The organism is Streptococcus merionis DSM 19192 (genome assembly GCF_000380085.1).
In the GTDB taxonomy this organism is placed as follows: Bacteria; Bacillota; Bacilli; order Lactobacillales; family Streptococcaceae; genus Streptococcus; species Streptococcus merionis.
The window spans coordinates 118159-135077 of sequence record NZ_KB904538.1 but is presented as its reverse complement, the minus strand read 5'-3'; the positions used below and the strand labels follow the sequence as shown (position 1 = coordinate 135077).

Sequence of the window (16919 nt, the reverse complement as noted above, 5' to 3'; positions counted from 1 at the left end):
TTTTCCCACCCCCGCACAGTTGATTAGGCCGGATTTGGAGTGTAAAACACGAACAAATCTGCCAATCAGCAGTGGTTCATTGGCGCTAAGGCGCCTAATGACCTGTGCAGGGGTAAGACTAAGTTGGCATAGCCAACAAGTCTTGCTCCCAACCACTGCGCTGAAATGTTTACGCAAACTATGTGAGGTTGGACTTTTTGCCCAGCCTCTTTTGTGGTATAATGAAGCTCTATGAGGAGGACTATTTTGAAAAAAATTCGAGAAGATTTAGATATGACTTTTTGGGATGTCCTAATTTCTGTAGGCTATATCACAGCAGGAGCAGCACTCTATGCGATTGCTGTCAATAGCTTTGTCGTCCCAAACGATTTTGGTAGTGGCGGTGTGACAGGGATTTCCATCTTGCTGTACTATGTGTTTAAGATTGAAATCGGAACGATGAACTTCATCATCAATAGCATTTTATTGCTGCTAGGCTGGCGTTTTTTGGAGAAAAAGACGCTCATTTTTACAGCTTATGCTATGACCATGCTCAGCATTTTTATCAACCATTTGAGATTACCTGCTTTTCACTCAGATAATAGCTTGCTGACAGCGATTGCAGCAGGGTGTTTGATTGGTGTGGCTCTGGGGTTGATGCTTCGGGGAAATGGTAGCTCTGCGGGAACGGACATCATTGCCATGATGATGCGGAAGTATTTGGGAATCAGTTTTTCTGCGGGTGTCATGATCTGCGACTTCGTCATTCTTTCGGCCTCGGTTTATATTATCGGTCTTGAAAAATTGATTGTCACCATGATTTTGACCTTTGTTTTGGGGCGTATGCTTGCGTACATGACAGAAGGGCTTAATCCGCGTAAGTCGGTGATGATTATCTCCAATCAGCACGAAAAAATTGCCCAGGAAATCGCAACAACAATCGATCGCGGTATTACGGTCTTTCATGCCCATGGCTACTATTCTCAATTGGAGAAGCAGGTGCTTTATGTGGTTGTGAATAATCACCAAATTATCCATCTTCAAAAGCTTATCAATGATATTGATCCCATCGCTTTTGTGACGGTGTCAGATGTTCACCAAGTTCTTGGACAAGGTTTCTCGCTTTATAGTTACGCGGACAAAAAACGAAAAATCAAGAAACTCACTAATTCATAAGTTAGAGAGGCTGGGCGCAAAGGTGCTCAGTCTTGTTTTTTTATAGATTGACCAGTTTGATGTAGCAGCTATCAGCTTTGTAAAACGCTAATAACTAACCATTTTACAACCTTAACAGTTCCAGAACTCATTATTGCTAGCATTAACACTTTTTTTCAGCTTTTTAGGTCATTTACTGCCATCTATATTTCAATTTTCTACTTTTTTTCATTTTTTTGAAAGAAATAGTAGAAATATAAGCTTGTCTTATTATAAGTTTTATATCCATTTTGCGGCATATATATACACATTTGATTATATATGTTATAATTATAAGTAAATTCTTTTTTAATGTGAGTTTCTTAACACTTAAAGTGTGATTTTTGTCTAATATTTTCAGGCAGAAAGCGCTATCATTGTTTTGAAAAATCATTCATTAACTTTTAAGGAGGTAGTAATATGACTGAAAAAGTGAAAAAAGGCTTTAAAATGCCTTCCTCTTTTACAGTTCTCTATTTAATCATCATTTTAATGGCTATTTTGACCTGGATTGTTCCAGCTGGTCAATATAAAGTTGATGATGCTGGAAACTTACTTGCTGGGACATACCAGCAAGTAGAGGCAAACAAGCAAGGCTTGTATGAAGTTTTTATGGCGCCTATTCGAGGAATGATTGGCACCAAGGGTGCGAACCCAACTCCTGGAGCAATTGAAGTGTCCTTCTTCATTTTGATGGTTGGCGGTTTCCTAGGTGTTGTTACTGAGACAGGAGCCTTGGATGCAGGTCTCGGGGCTGTTATCAATCGTTTTAAAGGCAAAGAAAAAATGTTAATCCCGTTCCTTATGTTCTTATTCTGCTTGGGTGGATCAACCTACGGTATGGCTGAGGAAACGATGGCTTTTTATCCTTTGATCATTCCGGTTATGGTAGCTGTAGGTTTTGATACCATCACAGCAGTTTCCATTGTTTTGATCGGCTCTCAGGTTGGGTGCTTGGCTTCTACTGTGAATCCATTTGCAACTGGTGTTGCCTCTGACGCTGCGGGGATTAGTATTGGTGATGGAATTATCTGGCGTTTCCTTTTCTTCATTGTTATGTATGCCATTTCAACCTTCTATGTTTATAGCTACGCTAGCAAGGTCGAAAAATCTCCTGAAAAATCTTACGTTTTTGCGACACGTGAAGCTGATATTGAACACTTCAGATTGAAAAATGAAGGTGAATTGACACTGAGCAAGTCTCAAAAGTCAGTTATTTGGCTGTTTGCCTTGACCTTTATCATCATGGTTCTCAGTTTGATTCCTTGGACAGATCTCAATAAAAACTTTACCCTGTTTGAAAATCTGAATAATTTCTTGACTGGCCTACCTATTCTTGGAACTATTTTTGGACATATGGAACCACTTGGTACTTGGTATTTCCAAGAAATTACCATGCTCTTTGTGATGATGGCTATTCTCATTGGGATTATGACTCGAATGGAAGAATCTCGCTTTATCAAGGTCTTTATCAATGGTGTAGCGGACTTGATGAGCGTTGCCTTGATTTGTGCGGTAGCTCGTGGTATTCAGGTCATCATGAATGATGGTATGATTACAGCAACTATCCTTAACTGGGGTGAAAAAGGATTAGCTGGTCTTTCGTCTCAACTCTTTATCGCTTTAACCTATATTTTCTATCTGCCAATGTCCTTCCTGATTCCTTCAACATCTGGTCTCGCTGGAGCAACCATGGGAATTATGGGACCTATGGGTGAATTTGCAGGTGTTCCAGCCCACTTGGTTGTTACAGCCTTCCAGTCAGCTTCTGGCTTGCTCAATCTTATTACACCGACCTCTGGTGTTGTGATGGGGGCTTTGGCGATTGGACGCATTGAGTTGGGAACTTGGTGGAAATACATGGCAAAATTGATTGTTGTGATTTTCCTTACTTCTTTAGCTCTCTTAGTCTTTGCTTCTTTGTTCAGCTAATTAACTAATTAACCAGAAAGGTGTGTACGATGTCAATTGTTAAATTAAGTCATAGAGAGGCTTGTATCAAAGCCATTCAAGAGATTGTTGCTTATCCATCTGTGCTCAATGAAGGTGAAAATGGCACACCTTTTGGTCAAGCGATTCAGGATGTTTTAGAAGCGACGTTAGAACGGTGTCAATCTTTAGGTTTTTCAACCTATCTTGATCCAGAAGGTTACTACGGTTACGCTGAGATTGGTGAGGGGCAAGAATCCTTGGCAATTCTGTGCCATTTGGACGTTGTGCCAGAGGGAGATCTTTCACTTTGGGAAACACCTCCTTTTGAAGCAGTTGTTAGAGATGGCGCGATTTATGGTCGGGGGACACAGGACGATAAAGGTCCAAGTATGGCAGCGCTTTATGCTGTCAAGGCTCTGATGGATGCCGGTTACCACTTTAACAAGCGGATTCGCTTTATTTTTGGAACAGATGAGGAAACTTTGTGGCGCTGTCTTGCTCGTTATGGTGAGTTAGAAGAGGTTGCTACGATGGGATTTGCACCAGATAGTAGTTTTCCATTGACTTTTGCAGAAAAAGGCCTATTGCAAGCTAACCTTGAAGGCTCAGGTCATGATGGTCTAAGTCTTGAAGTTGGTAAAGCCTATAATGTTGTCCCTGCTCGTGCGGATTATAAAGGTCCTTGGTTGAACCAAGTGAAAGAAAAATTGGATGCACTTGGCTATCACTATGAAGTAGACGGAGAGTGTCTCACGGTTTTAGGTTTGGCCAAGCATGCCAAAGATGCAGCTCTAGGTGTCAATGCTTTAGTAAGACTTAGCGAAGCCTTGCAAGAGTTTGTAGATGTGCCTGCACTCAACTTTATTGTCAATGAAATTGGACATGATGCCACAGCTAAAGACTTGATTGGTGACATTTCTGATGAAGCGAGTGGGGATTTAGCTTTTAATATTGCTGGCTTAACACTGACACCAGAGAAAAGCCAAGTCCGCTTGGATATTCGTATTCCAGTTTTGGCAGATAAGGGACTTTTGGTCGAAAAGCTCAGTCATGCTGCGCAAAAGTACGGCCTGACCTATCAAGAACATGATTACCTAGCGCCACTTTATGTGCCTTTGGATAGTGAATTGGTCAGCACACTGATGACCGTTTACCGTGAAAAAACAGGCGATATGAGTGAACCGATGTCCTCAGGTGGCGCCACTTTTGCTCGAACCATGCCAAATTGTGTGGCATTTGGTGCGGTATTGCCAGAAAGCCCTTCAACAGAACACATGGAAAATGAGCACATGTTATTGTCGAATATCTATGAAGCTATGGAAATCTATGCTGAAGCTGTTTACCGCTTGGCAGTCAAATAAGGCTTACATTCTAAAAAGGAAGTGAGATAAGCAAACACGATGGCTGTCTATCTCACTTCTTTTTGTAATCCTCGTTGTAAGCGCTTGGGCAAATCTATTGAAAAATAAAGTGGTAAATAGTATAATGAAAATGTCACAAGAGGAGCGATTTGCTGAGATTGGCTTAATGCCTAAACTCTTATCACCTGATCAAGTTAGAACTTGCGTAGGGATGTGGCAGAAGATTGAAGTTCACCTTCTGAAAACCTTCTGCAGTTTTGATTGTGGCAGTTGTTGGCGAAACACAGCTCACAATCACTGTGTTTCACTAGTCTATGCTAGGCTAGAGAGGTTTTACAGGAGGTTTTTTTGATGAAAAGAACACGTATTCAGATGTTGACGGAGATTGCTATCTTTGCCACATTAGCTATGATTTTGGATGTCTTCACGGAGCCGATGCAGATTGGACCTTGGATTTCTTTTTCGTTTAAGATGGTTCCTATTTTTGTTGTTGCCTACCGTTGGGGAGTAGGTTCTGGGATGGCTGCTGGCTTTCTCTGGGGCATCTTGCAGGTTGTTACTGGTGAAGCGGCTGGAGGTATTCTCAGTCTTTTCCAAGGTTTTTTAGAATATTTTGTAGCCTTTACGCTGATTGGCCTAGCTGGTATAGTCAAACCCCTCATTGATAGCAATCGTCAGCAAAAAAAGACAAGTCAAATACTTGCTTATAGTTTGCTTGGTGTAGTGATTGGTACCACAGCTCGCTACATAATCCACTTTATTGCAGGTTTCGTTTTCTGGGGACAATATGCACCAAAAGGGCAAAACGCGGTCTTTTATTCTTTCTCAGTCAACGGTCTCTCGTGGTTAGGAGAGACACTAGCCTGTATCTTAGTGGTTTGGCTAGCGCAGCCCTTGATGAATTTCTTCCTAACAGATAAGCGTCATTGACAGAATGTTTTAACTTATAAACAGCGTCATCGTTTGTCCTAACAATAATACTAAATGTAAAAGAAAGGGAGCAAAACAAAATCGATAAGCATAAAGCTTTAGATTTTGTTTCGCTCCTGTTTTAGATCGTATCATTTTTATCAAATTGGACTTCTTCCAGCAGGTAGTCAATGAAGCGTTCTCCCATCTTAGAGAGATTGGCTTTCTGGTGCTTGATATAGACGAGTTCGATAGTATCATTTACTTCAAGAGGGATTGAGACGATATTATCACCGTTGAGATTGCTATTGAGAATCCCTGTGGCAATCGTGTAGCCATCAAGACCAATTAAGAGGTTGAAAAGCGTTGCACGATCAGACACGACAATGGATTTCGTGTGATGTTCAGTCGAGAGGATTTCTTCTGAAAAGTAGAAAGAATTGTGTGTGCCTTGATCATAACTAAGATACGGAAACTCCTCCAAATCCTCCATAGAAACCTTATCTTGCTTAGCAAGAGGATTGGTTTTGCTGACAAAAATGTGCGGTTTTGTCGTAAAAAGAGTGGTGTAGGTCAGGTGATTATCGTCAAACATTTTAGTCAAAACATCACGGTTGTAGGAGTTGAGAAAGAGTACCCCTACCTCGCTACGGAAATTTTTGACATCGTCAATGATTTCCCAAGTTCGAGTTTCACGCAAGAAAAGCTCATATTGAGTCATGTCACTTTGCTTGAGCAGGCTAACAAAGGCATTGACCACAAAGGCATAGTGTTGGGAACTGACGCTAAAAAGCTCGCGCTGGCCACTAGGACTCTTGTAGCGCTCAAGAAGAAGATCCGTCTGCTCGATAACCTGACGCGCGTAGGAGAGAAATTCCATCCCATCCTTGGTTAAGGTGATTCCCTTGGGATTACGGTGAAAAATCTCAATTCCCATCTCGTTTTCTAAATCTTTCACAGCATTTGACAAGCTGGGTTGAGTGATAAAGAGTTGTTTAGAGGCTTCATTCATCGAGCCTGTCTCGACGATCTTGATGATGTATTGTAGTTGCTGTATTCTCATAGGATTATTGTATCACATTTCCTAGGAGAGAGCGTGTTATAGGCTCAGACTATAGCAAATTTGTGTAGAGCTAGAAATAGTATGGGATAATGTTGATGGGTTCTTATCATTAGACTTGTTCGGAAATCGAAAAGCTTTCAAATGCCAGACTTATCTATGGTCTAAGAGAGTTGATTGTAGCGGTAATTTGAAAACTTAGAATGGTGATTTATGAAAGAGAATAATTTTCCAAATCAGCTTCTTCCAAGCAAGTCTAATTGTTTCACCATTCGTTGGTCTGAACTGGCTGAGTTTCACTTGACAAATGACTCTATCAATGCTAAAGTGTAGTTAGTACCTTTAACAAAGTCCAGAGAGGCTTTCAAGGATCGGAAAAATAAGTAGTAGCTAATTTCTCAGGTTTTGAAATTGGTTACTCGGGTAATCTCTGCCTTTTTCTGTACCCTGCCTCTGTGGTGGGGTTATTTTTATAACTTGTTGCCAGCTAGAAAGGAACCGTCATGCGTGAACTGCGTCCCATTATTGCCTTAGATTTTCCAGATTTTGAATCTGTCAAAGACTTTCTCAACCTTTTTCCAGCCCAGGAAAAGCTCTTTGTCAAGATTGGAATGGAATTGTATTACAGTGTTGGTCCTGAAATCGTGCGTTACATCAAGTCTTTAGGGCATTCTATTTTTCTTGATTTGAAACTCCACGATATTCCAAATACGGTCGAGTCTGCCATGCGGGTCTTGTCGAAACTTGAAGTGGATATGACCAATGTCCATGCAGCTGGGGGTGTGGAGATGATGAAAGCTGCTCGTCGGGGTCTTGGAAACAAGGCTAAATTGATTGCCGTGACCCAGTTAACATCAACGACAGAAGAGGCCATGCAGATGGACCAAAATATCCGATCTAGTCTGGTCGAGTCGGTCGTTCACTACGCCGCTCGAACTGCTGAAGCAGGTCTCGATGGCGTGGTTTGTTCTGCTCAAGAAGTTCGAGCGATTAAGGCAGCCACTTCAGACGATTTTATTTGCTTGACACCAGGCATTCGACCTAAAGGGGCTAATCTTGGCGATCAGCAACGTGTTGTAACACCAGAGACTGCTCAGGAAATTGGGAGCAACTACATTGTCGTGGGACGTCCTATCACACAGGCGGAAGACCCCGTTCAAATCTATAGACAAATCAAGACCGAATGGAATTTAGACCTCACAAATAAAAGGAGCTAGCTTTTCGATTATTGAGACGAGGCTAAGGCAGACAATGATGAGTATCAGAAAAAGCAGCCTCGAATATGTAACTACAGCTTCTTAGATGAAAAGGTGAAAATAGCGATGACAGCGAGAAAACAATACAGAGCGGTTATTGATAGACCGATCGGTTATCAAGACAGTTATGGAAACATCTATCCTATCAATTATGGCTATATTCCAAATCTACTTGGTGGAGATGGTGAGTGGCAGGACGTCTATGTTGTTTCAGAAAAAGTCTCGACACCTCTAGAGGAATTTGAGGGAGAATTAGCAGCTATTATTTACCGAGCTGATGACGTAGAGACTAAATGGGTTTTAACAACCGCTGGTGAAACAGTTATTTATGACCAAATAAAACAAGCAACCCATTTTTTAGAACAATATTTTACAGCCACCATTGAATTATTATAGAAAAGAGGAATGTTATGACTTTAGCATCACAAATTGCAGCAGATTTGCTTGATATTCAAGCGGTTTATTTGAAACCAAATACTCCATTTACCTGGGCATCAGGCATCAAGTCGCCTATCTATACGGATAACCGTGTGACGCTTGCCTATCCAGATGTTCGAACCCGCATTGAAGATGGGTTTGTGGCAACTATTCAAAAAAAATTCCCTGAGGTAGAAGTGATTGCAGGTACTGCAACAGCGGGCATTCCTCATGGAGCGATCGTCGCAGACAAGATGCGTTTACCTTTTGCTTACATTCGTAGCAAACCCAAAGCGCATGGTGCTGGTAATCAAGTGGAAGGACGTATCACAGCTGGTCAAAAAATGGTGATTGTAGAGGATTTGATTTCTACTGGCGGATCCGTTTTAGATGCTGTTGCAGCTGCTAAACGTGAGGGAGCAGTTGTCCTTGGTGTAGTTGCCATTTTCACCTATGAACTTCCAAAGGCTGACAAGAATTTCACAGAAGCAGGCGTTCAGCTAGAGACACTATCAAGCTACACTCAATTGATCACCACTGCAAAAGAAAGAGGTGTTATCACCGAGCAAGACCTAGGCTTGCTGGAACGCTTCAAAGAAGACCAAGAAAACTGGCAGAATTAAAGTGCCTTTTACGCCTTTTGAAGAGAGCTTTAGGAGAGACTAAGTTGACATCTTTTCTCTCGCTTTTTTTGCTATGTGTCAGTTAATCACAAGTCAGCCGTCTGCATAATGAACGCGCAGATCGTTTTATAGAAAAGAAAGGAGTTCGCCCAGATGAATCAAGACATCATGCAAGCATTCGAGTTGATGGATGCTGGATATGCTCAAGACGCCTTAGATGTGTTAGACAGCTTGAACGGTGAGCTGACACCAGATCATCCAGACTATTCTTTTTTTCAAAATACCAGAGGATATTGCTACTGTGAGTTGAAACAATTTGAGAAAGCACGGCAAATTTATCACGATTTGGTTGCAGTAGCTCAGAGGATGCAGGATATGGATAAGCTTCATGTGGCTTATCATCAATTGGGCATGACTGAACGCTTAGCAGGCTGCTATGATAAGGCTATAGCTGCTATTAAGGAAGAACACTCCATCATTGCGCAGAATTTTCCCGAAGACGCTCTGCGCTTAGCGGTCAATCTCTATGAGGAAGGTTACTTGCTTTATTTAATGAGAAATGCTGAGGTTGCCGAGAAAGTCATGGCACAATCTTTAGCCTACAGTCTGAAAACGGATGATCTGGTTGCTCAGGCGTGTGCCTATCGGGGAATGGGTGAAATAACTGGCGATAGGGCTTATCTGGACAAGGCCATGAAGGCCTTTAAGGAAGCAGGAGATAACCGAGGTATATCTGAAATTGAAGGAATGCTAGCAGAAAGAGAGATTTGATACAGGGAGCAGATTTCAATTTCTGAAAAAATGTTCATAGACGCAACATCATCTTTTCAGTAAGAATTTCTAGCAGAGCTATTCTAAAATTGGTTTTCTTAGAGAGCCTTGAATTATTCAGCTTGTTTTTAGGGCTTTTTAGCGAAAAAAATAAGATCATCAACGATCAAATCTATTTATTTGCTGTTTTCAAAGTAGTTTCAAACAATACTTTTTGTTTACAGTTATCATGAAAGTATCCCCATCTATCCCTTAAAACCTGTCAAATTGCCGATTTTTTGTTACACTATAAGGGTTACTAAAAAGAAAGTTATCCTTTTATGTTATGCAAAAACTAATGAGTGCCGTCTTTTCTATTTTAGGCGGCTTAATGCTAGGAATCAGTGGCTTGTGGCTCATCTCAAGCGTCATTTGGTTTTGGACAATCTTTGAAAAGTACCAATCGGTCTTGGGCTTATTCATTGCCCTTCTGCTAACCTTTAGCGGACTGTTTTTATGTTATAAATTTCCAAAACGCTGCCAAGTTTGGTATCGTTGGTTCATGAGACACAAGATAATACTTGTCACCGCGGCCTTGGTTGTCCAAGTCCTCTTATTGCTATCTGCTGATATGATGATTCGGTCAGACGCTGCTGTTGTGTTTAATGGCGCTATTAGACAGCTTCCTGAGTTAGCTATTTCTAGCTATCTTTCACGAAATCCCAATAATCTCATGCTCTTTCTGTATGAGCGATTTTTCTACAAGATTTTTGCTGGCGCTACCGTTTGGATTTTACAAATCCTAAATATAGGTTACACGCATTTAGCTGGTTACTTCCTTTATAAAGTTGGTCAGCGTTACTTTAGTCAGGCGGTTGCAGATCGTACTTTTATATTTTACTATTTACTTATTCTCCTGACGCCAAAATTCATGGCCATGTACACGGATGTCATGGTTTTACCTATTCTGGCGATTCAGATTTATGTGCTCTTAGATCTACTTAATCGCAAATCTCAGAAGCATGAGAAGTGGAAATACGTATTATTAGGGTTACTGACTGGACTTGGCTTAGCTTTTAGGCCGACTGTCGCTATCATTGTTATTGCCTTTTTTACTGTTTATTGGATGAGTCACAGCTGGAAAAAAACAGTGACTTGCCTAAGTCTCTTCATCTTAGGATTTGGTGCAAGTTATGGTAGCTTAAATTTTTACAAAACTCGTCAAGAAGAAGTGGTAATTATGACTGAGGATGGGTTATCTAAGAATATGCTGACCTTTATTAATTTAGGGTTAACATACAGCGGGACGGATCAAGTAGACATGAAAAAGGGCTTGTTACAATATATTCCTAAATCGGAGCGAAACAAGTATAATAATGGGCTTTTCAAAAATGAGTATCAAATCGCTGAAATCAAACGTAGGTTGCAGGACTATAACGTCCTAACATTTACGGAACATGTCCTCTATAAGCAGTATAAAACCACCGGCCAAGGCAATCTTAACTGGATTTATAAATCAAAAGACGGTGAGAAATCTACCTATATGAGCCCCTTGTCGAATAAGAATAAGGACTCCCAATTAGCACAATGGATACGTGATTATCTCATCTATACCGATCAGCCCAAATACCAGTTTTATGATTATACTATCCAGTTCGTTTGGGTTCTGCTAAGTCTAGGTCTCTTTCTCTTTTTCTGTAGAAACACCCAGACAGACAGTGAAAGGCTGCTGAGTTTGTCTCTCTTTGGAGGGTTGCTATTCCTACAAATCTTCGAGGGAGGAAAATCTCGCTATCTAATCCAGTTCTTGCCACAAATCCTTTTTATAGCAGCGATAGGCTGGAGCAACTGGACATGCACAGTCAAAAGATTACACCACAAGTAATGCTTGAGTTTTCTAGTAATAAGTAGCGAAAATAATTATTTTTACTATGAGTGCTAATTCTAAAAAGACAATTGAAAAATTATGAGGTGTCTATGTTAATTTCTGTTATTGTTCCTTGTTATAATGAGGAAGAGTCTATTCCGCTCTTTTTCCAAGAAATGGAAAAGGTAAAAGGCCAGTTTGCTGGTCGTCATCAGTTTGAGTATATTTTTGTCAATGATGGCTCAAACGACCGAACGCTTGACGTTTTACGTGAGCTCAGTGCTAGTCATCCTACCGTTCAGTATTTCTCTTTTTCTCGTAATTTTGGTAAGGAAGCGGCTCTCTATGCTGGGCTTCGTGAAGCGCAAGGTGACTGGGTGACCGTCATGGACGTTGATCTCCAAGATCCGCCAGAGCTTTTACTTGAAATGGCGCAGCTCCTAGAAAACAATGCTGACCTTGATTGTGTTGGCTGCCGTCGGGTTAGTCGTGATGGTGAACCGCCGATTCGGTCTTTTTTTGCCAAGCAATTTTACAGTCTTATTAACAAGATTTCTGATGTTGAGATGGTGGATGGAGCGCGTGATTTCCGTCTGATGCGTCGTCCCATGGTAACTGCCATTCTAGATGTGACCGAGTATAATCGCTTTTCTAAAGGGATATTTGCTTGGGTTGGCTTCAAGACAGAGTATTTGACCTATAAAAACGTTGAGCGTGTTGCTGGGGAGACCAGCTGGAGTTTCTGGAGCCTTTTCAAATACTCGATTGAAGGGATTGTCAATTTTTCAGAGGTACCACTTAGTATAGCAACTTTTGCAGGGATTCTCTTTTGTCTGCTTGCTTTTGCAGGCGGAGCTTTCATCATCTTCAAGACGCTTGTCTTTGGTGACCCTGTTGCTGGTTGGCCATCAATGACGGTTATTATGCTTTTCCTCGGTGGTCTACAGCTCTTGTCTCTAGGGATTATTGGTAAATACCTGGGCAAGGTCTTTATGGAGACTAAAAAACGCCCTGTTTACATTATTAAAGAGCGTAGCCAACCTCGTAAATAAACAAGTAAAAAACACAGCTAACTTTCCTAAAAACTTAGGAAGTTAGCTGTGTTTTTGTCTTTAAGGAGTTATCTCTTGTAGCAACATCTCAGGTGTTGTCGTTGGGAACACGCGGACACGGTTGAGACTTAGAAGTCCATCACTGAGCGAAGCCAGCCCATTATTGGTAGTGACTCCAAGCTTATAGCCAAGCTCCTCAGCTATAGCAAGTGTATCTGGAGTGTAACGACCAGAGGGATAGGCAACGGCAATGGTTTTTTGTTGCAAGTGAGTATCTAGATATGTTTTGGACTCAGAGAGTTCAGAGAGTTGGGTATCAATTGTTGCATCAGCAAGGCTGGGGTGATTAACCGTATGACCTTGGAAAGTCATGCCCCCAGCCTGCATTTCCAAGATTTGAGGAAGCGTTAGACTGCCTGCAGCTTCGTTTTGGACAAGGCCGGTGATAACATTGTTGGTCGCGGTCATCTGATACTTGGTCAGAATGGGATAAGCGTGGCTGTAAAAATCCCAAATACTGTCGTCAAAGGTCAACCAGACAACCTTTTTGTTGTCAGGAAGGACGTTCTCGGTAAGCACTTTGTAAGCTTCCTCAGGTGTCAGGGTGTAATAACCAGCCTCAGATAGGGCCTGCATTTGAGCGTTAAATACCTCAGGAGAGATGATATTATTAGCGCTGGCAGCTTCCTCAGGAGCCATGTCATGGATAGCGTGGTACATCAAGATAGGAAGCTTTACTGGTGTGTCTTGCTTAACCCAGTTAACCTTCTCCGTTTTTGTTGATTCACTTGAAGAAGAGCTAGAATCGCTTTGGCTTGTGATTGTTTCAGTCGGCTGCTTGACCGAATGCTGTGAAGGCTGAGACCAGAAATAGGTGAACAGCAATAGCGCACCCAGTCCCAAAATAGCCAGCAGAGCACTCAAACGTTTTTGTTGATTCTTTTTTTGTTTTCGAATATCTTGTCTTGTTTTCATGAGTCTATTATACCAAAAAACAGCTTTCTTTTAATCCAAAAACTGTTTTAAGCTTTCTAATTCAGAAGGAGTTAGTGGTCGATACTGTCCCAGCTGCAAATTCTCATCTAGCTTAAACGGACCAAACGTTAGACGCTTTAGAGAGGTTACTTTGGCTCCAACAGCCAGAAACATTTTCTTAACCTGATGAAATTTGCCTTCGGAGATCGTGATCTTAACTAGACTATAGCCGATGCGAGTCTCTAGGATTTGCAACTGAGCAGGTCGACACCTTGTACCATCATGAAATCGAATTCCTTGATCAAAGCGGACAACAGCTCGCCAGTCAAGGCTTGCATTGACCTCTGCTAGATAGGTTTTTTCAACATGTTGATCAGGGTGAAGCATGCGTAGACCTAAAGGCCCATTATTAGTCAAAAGGAGCAGGCCTTCGGTGTTAGCGTCCAATATGGTAGATTCCTTCTCGTTGGTCTTCTGGTTTAAGCAAGTCAAGGACAGTTGGGTTTGTGTCATCTGAAACAGCAGTCACATAGCCTTTGGGCTTATTTAGCATGAAATAAACTTGGCTATTATCATGAATCTGTTTCCCATTCATCAAAATCTTTTGGAGAGATGGATCCACATTTTGTCCGAGATACTTGGCCGGTTGACCATCAATTGTGACCTGATTAGTTTGAAATACCTGTTTTATTTTTTTCTTGGAGGCTAGGCCGTTTTTCCATAGCAATTTATCTAAACGCATTTGGTATCTTTCTAGATTTTGCCAGTCAATGGATTTTGAGAAGTAAAGGCAAGGAATATGGAGAAGTGAGACTGGGGAAAAGCCTCTCAATCTTGTATTTTGTAGTTGAACACGAGCTAACATAATCGGCAGTAGATGTCTGATTTTTCATCCAGCTACTTCAAGCCTAATCAGTCAGAGATCAAAAATACTAATCCTGCTTAGTCAGAGTTGACCTTAGTGTTCACTAGTCTAGGGATAATTCTTTTTCGATGCCAATCAAGGTATGTTTCAGCAATTCCTTATTTAAAGTATATTTTCTGCTATTAGGGTCTATCAGTATGATTTTGTTATCAAGAAGGTTCTTTAATTGGTAACTGACAGCAGCAGAAGAAATTCCGAATTTATTGGCTATAATTTTGTTAGAAGATACTCCTTCAATAATAAACTTTAGAATCCCAAATCTGGTTGGATCGGCTAAGATTTTTAAAATCTTTTCTCGACTTTCTTGGTTATAATTGTTGGTGGATTTGACAAATCTTAAATAGTCATAAGCAAACAGCCCCAAACCTAAACTTCCTGAGCTTGTCATCTTTGTGAACATGATTTTCTGAAAGGAAGCTAGTAGCAGATGGTTATTTTCGGAAGCTTCGTAATCCTCTTTTGTAATGTAATCTCTATAGACCACTGAATAGAGGTTGTCAGACTTTTCTGCTAAACGCCTTTTTTCCTGTGCGATTTTAGATTGAAAATGGTGTTCTAAGGACGTCACTAAGCTAGAATACTGTTGCCAAGAGTTTTCAATCACCTCTAAAAATTCGTCTTTGATTTCGGTATATTTATAAAATAATTCCGTCAATTTCCACTTATTTTTTTCCTCTAGCGAAACTTCCAATAAGTCTTGAGTAGAAAATGGGGTCTTTTTCTCAAGGATGTGGGTAGAAATGACCTGAAAGAAATCCTCTTTTGAAACATTGGTAAGATAAGACCTCAACGCTTCAAAGTCAGGGATATGCTGTAGGATTAGGATGTAGGATAATACATTGTACTCCTCATTGACAAAATAGTCGATAAGGTGACACTGTTCTTGTAAAATTAATTGATACTCCTTAATTGCTTTAAGATAGCTTGTATCAATTGCTTTCAATAAGTCTTTATACTCTTTGTATTCTTCAAGATTTTTCCCTGCATAAATCAAGGATAGACAAAAATCGATAACTTTATCTTCTGGATTCATTTAAACTCCTGATAGTAATGACATCATCAAGATGCGGCCTAAGGGTGTCACTCATATGATGGGTAATCATGATAACTGTTTTAGCAGATTGGATAGCAAGCCCTTCAAGTATTTGTGCAGATTGTGTATCCAAATTAGCAGTTGCTTCGTCTAAGATTAAAATCTCTTTTTTACGAGCTATCGCGCGTGCAAAAGCCAACCTTTGCCGCTGACCACCAGATAAGTTTTTGCCATTATCATGGATAACTAATTCGGGTGAAAAGGATTCTAAGCCAACAGCGTTTAACAACTGCTGAACGTCATCATCTGACATCTGACCAAGCAAGTCAATATTATTCTTGATACTATCGTTAAATAAAAAAGTTTCCTGATTCATGTAACTGATAATGTTAAACAAATGCTGACTCGGGTTCTTTTTCTTGTTGTTGACAAGAACTTCTCCAGAATATTTTTCAATTTCTCCAATTAACACTTTAACTAAGCTGGACTTCCCTGATCCACTTTCTCCCATTATAGCATATTTCTGATGAGGGAGAAATGTCATATCAGGAAAGGACAGTTGGTTTTTAAATGGAATCTTAATGTTTTTCAACGATAGTGAATAGGGATGAGTGTACTCAGATTGATTGCTCTCGTCAATCTGTATGGTTGAAGGTTCTTGTAGAGTAACAGAATCCTTAGCAAAAGCAAGTTTCTCATCAAATAATGCAAGGCCTGATTTATAAAATTCGCCTTCGGATAGAAATTGAATCACAGAACTTCCAAAACTTGGAATGAGTGACAGAACGGCGAGGAGTGCACCAGCTTCTACTTGATTTCTGATGACCAGATATGAAACGTAGGCCACAGCAACCACTGATACAAAGCCATTTACAAAAGTAAGGCAGGAGCTCATTGTAGCAGTGAAAGTCTGTGTTTTCAGCTGGTAGTCCGTGTATTTTTTTGTAGCAGCTGATGATTTGTGAAAGAATACTGAAAATGCCATGTTTTCAAAAAACGTTATATAACCCTGTAAAAGCTCCCTTACCTTACTGGTATAGCTTGCTTTTTCAGTTTGCAATCCAGAAATATAATGCCTTAGTTTTTGTTGAAAAAATTTAGGAACAAAAGACATGAAAGTAAATGCTACAATGGCCACTAGACCTAGCGAATAATGGATTTTTATCAAGGCTACGAAGCTACCAATAGCTGTTGTAGCCATTTTTATGCGAGAAAGGTATTTATCAAGGGTTAATTCAATCACTTTTGGAATATCATTGATATACATTGATAAATGTTCACCGTGATCTTTTTGATGGTATTGCTCAAAATTCATCTTTGCAAAATGGATGTCCGTTTGTTGAGCTAAGATGGATTGTAAAGAGGTTTCTGCTTTTGCTATAGACCTGAGATTCCAAAAAAGAGCGATTGAATGTAGCAAATAAATCACGAAAACACTAAAGAATCTTTTTAAAAGTTCATTTTGATTTTGAGCAATCAAAAGTGACATGGAGTACGATAACAAGACACTCAACAAGGAAAATGTTATAGTTGAGAAAATGGCCATAGGAATATGTTTATATTGATAAAGTTTCATGGGAGACCTG

At 40.4% G+C, this 16919-nt stretch carries 14 protein-coding genes, 1 pseudogene and 1 riboswitch; of the genes and pseudogenes, 10 read left to right on the top strand and 5 right to left on the bottom strand.

Annotated elements, in window-relative coordinates; genetic code table 11:
- Nucleotides 1-246 precede the first annotated feature (246 nt).
- From A3I5_RS0100610 to thiT, 4 genes are all read left to right on the top strand, one after another.
- Nucleotides 247-1155, top strand: a complete 909-nt coding sequence (locus tag A3I5_RS0100610) for a YitT family protein (RefSeq protein ID WP_018372673.1) — start codon at nt 247-249, stop codon at nt 1153-1155.
- 438 nt (nt 1156-1593) lie between these two features.
- On the top strand, nt 1594-3105 hold the full coding sequence (locus A3I5_RS0100600; protein WP_018372671.1) for a YfcC family protein: 1512 nt from the start codon (nt 1594-1596) through the stop codon (nt 3103-3105).
- 29 nt (nt 3106-3134) lie between these two features.
- Nucleotides 3135-4466, top strand: coding sequence for a dipeptidase (locus A3I5_RS0100595; RefSeq protein ID WP_018372670.1), 1332 nt, complete (start codon nt 3135-3137; stop codon nt 4464-4466).
- 128 nt (nt 4467-4594) lie between these two features.
- Nucleotides 4595-4695, top strand: a riboswitch (TPP riboswitch).
- Between the two features lie 122 nt (nt 4696-4817).
- Nucleotides 4818-5396 (top strand): energy-coupled thiamine transporter ThiT, encoded by a 579-nt coding sequence (gene thiT / locus A3I5_RS0100590; RefSeq protein WP_018372669.1) that lies wholly within the window; start codon nt 4818-4820, stop codon nt 5394-5396.
- A 121-nt stretch (nt 5397-5517) separates the two neighbouring features.
- Here thiT and A3I5_RS0100585 read toward each other — a convergent pair whose 3' ends face one another.
- The gene (locus A3I5_RS0100585) at nt 5518-6438 is read right to left on the bottom strand and encodes a LysR family transcriptional regulator (protein ID WP_018372668.1); all 921 of its coding nucleotides are present in this window, start codon (nt 6436-6438) and stop codon (nt 5518-5520) included.
- 500 nt (nt 6439-6938) lie between these two features.
- Between A3I5_RS0100585 and pyrF the strand changes: the two genes are divergently transcribed.
- The 6 genes from pyrF (at nt 6939) to A3I5_RS0100550 (ending at nt 12400) form a co-directional block, all read left to right on the top strand.
- Entirely contained in the window at nt 6939-7652 is a 714-nt protein-coding gene (pyrF, locus tag A3I5_RS0100575; protein WP_018372666.1) for an orotidine-5'-phosphate decarboxylase, read from the top strand.
- A 105-nt stretch (nt 7653-7757) separates the two neighbouring features.
- The gene (locus A3I5_RS0100570; RefSeq protein WP_018372665.1) at nt 7758-8087 is read left to right on the top strand and encodes an inorganic diphosphatase; all 330 of its coding nucleotides are present in this window, start codon (nt 7758-7760) and stop codon (nt 8085-8087) included.
- Nucleotides 8088-8101: 14 nt separating this feature from the next.
- Nucleotides 8102-8731 (top strand): orotate phosphoribosyltransferase, encoded by a 630-nt coding sequence (gene pyrE, locus A3I5_RS0100565; RefSeq protein WP_018372664.1) that lies wholly within the window; start codon nt 8102-8104, stop codon nt 8729-8731.
- 153 nt (nt 8732-8884) lie between these two features.
- The gene (locus A3I5_RS0100560) at nt 8885-9502 is read left to right on the top strand and encodes a tetratricopeptide repeat protein (protein ID WP_018372663.1); all 618 of its coding nucleotides are present in this window, start codon (nt 8885-8887) and stop codon (nt 9500-9502) included.
- Nucleotides 9503-9827: 325 nt separating this feature from the next.
- Nucleotides 9828-11366, top strand: coding sequence for a glycosyltransferase family 39 protein (locus A3I5_RS0100555; protein WP_018372662.1), 1539 nt, complete (start codon nt 9828-9830; stop codon nt 11364-11366).
- Nucleotides 11367-11458: 92 nt separating this feature from the next.
- Nucleotides 11459-12400 (top strand): glycosyltransferase family 2 protein, encoded by a 942-nt coding sequence (locus tag A3I5_RS0100550; RefSeq protein ID WP_018372661.1) that lies wholly within the window; start codon nt 11459-11461, stop codon nt 12398-12400.
- Between the two features lie 60 nt (nt 12401-12460).
- Here the strand turns inward: A3I5_RS0100550 and A3I5_RS0100545 are convergent, their stop codons facing one another.
- The 4 genes and pseudogenes from A3I5_RS0100545 to A3I5_RS0100530 all read right to left on the bottom strand — a co-directional run bounded on the left by A3I5_RS0100545 (nt 12461) and on the right by A3I5_RS0100530 (nt 16909).
- Nucleotides 12461-13375 (bottom strand): polysaccharide deacetylase family protein, encoded by a 915-nt coding sequence (locus A3I5_RS0100545; RefSeq protein ID WP_018372660.1) that lies wholly within the window; start codon nt 13373-13375, stop codon nt 12461-12463.
- A gap of 30 nt (nt 13376-13405) precedes the next feature.
- Nucleotides 13406-14117: pseudogene (locus tag A3I5_RS11405) on the bottom strand (pseudouridine synthase).
- A gap of 226 nt (nt 14118-14343) precedes the next feature.
- Nucleotides 14344-15333 (bottom strand): ArsR/SmtB family transcription factor, encoded by a 990-nt coding sequence (locus A3I5_RS0100535; protein ID WP_018372657.1) that lies wholly within the window; start codon nt 15331-15333, stop codon nt 14344-14346.
- A complete protein-coding gene (locus A3I5_RS0100530; RefSeq protein ID WP_018372656.1) occupies nt 15317-16909 on the bottom strand; it encodes an ATP-binding cassette domain-containing protein in 1593 nt (530 codons plus the stop codon). Before A3I5_RS0100530 ends, A3I5_RS0100535 begins: the two co-directional genes overlap by 17 nt.
- Nucleotides 16910-16919: the final 10 nt, after the last annotated feature.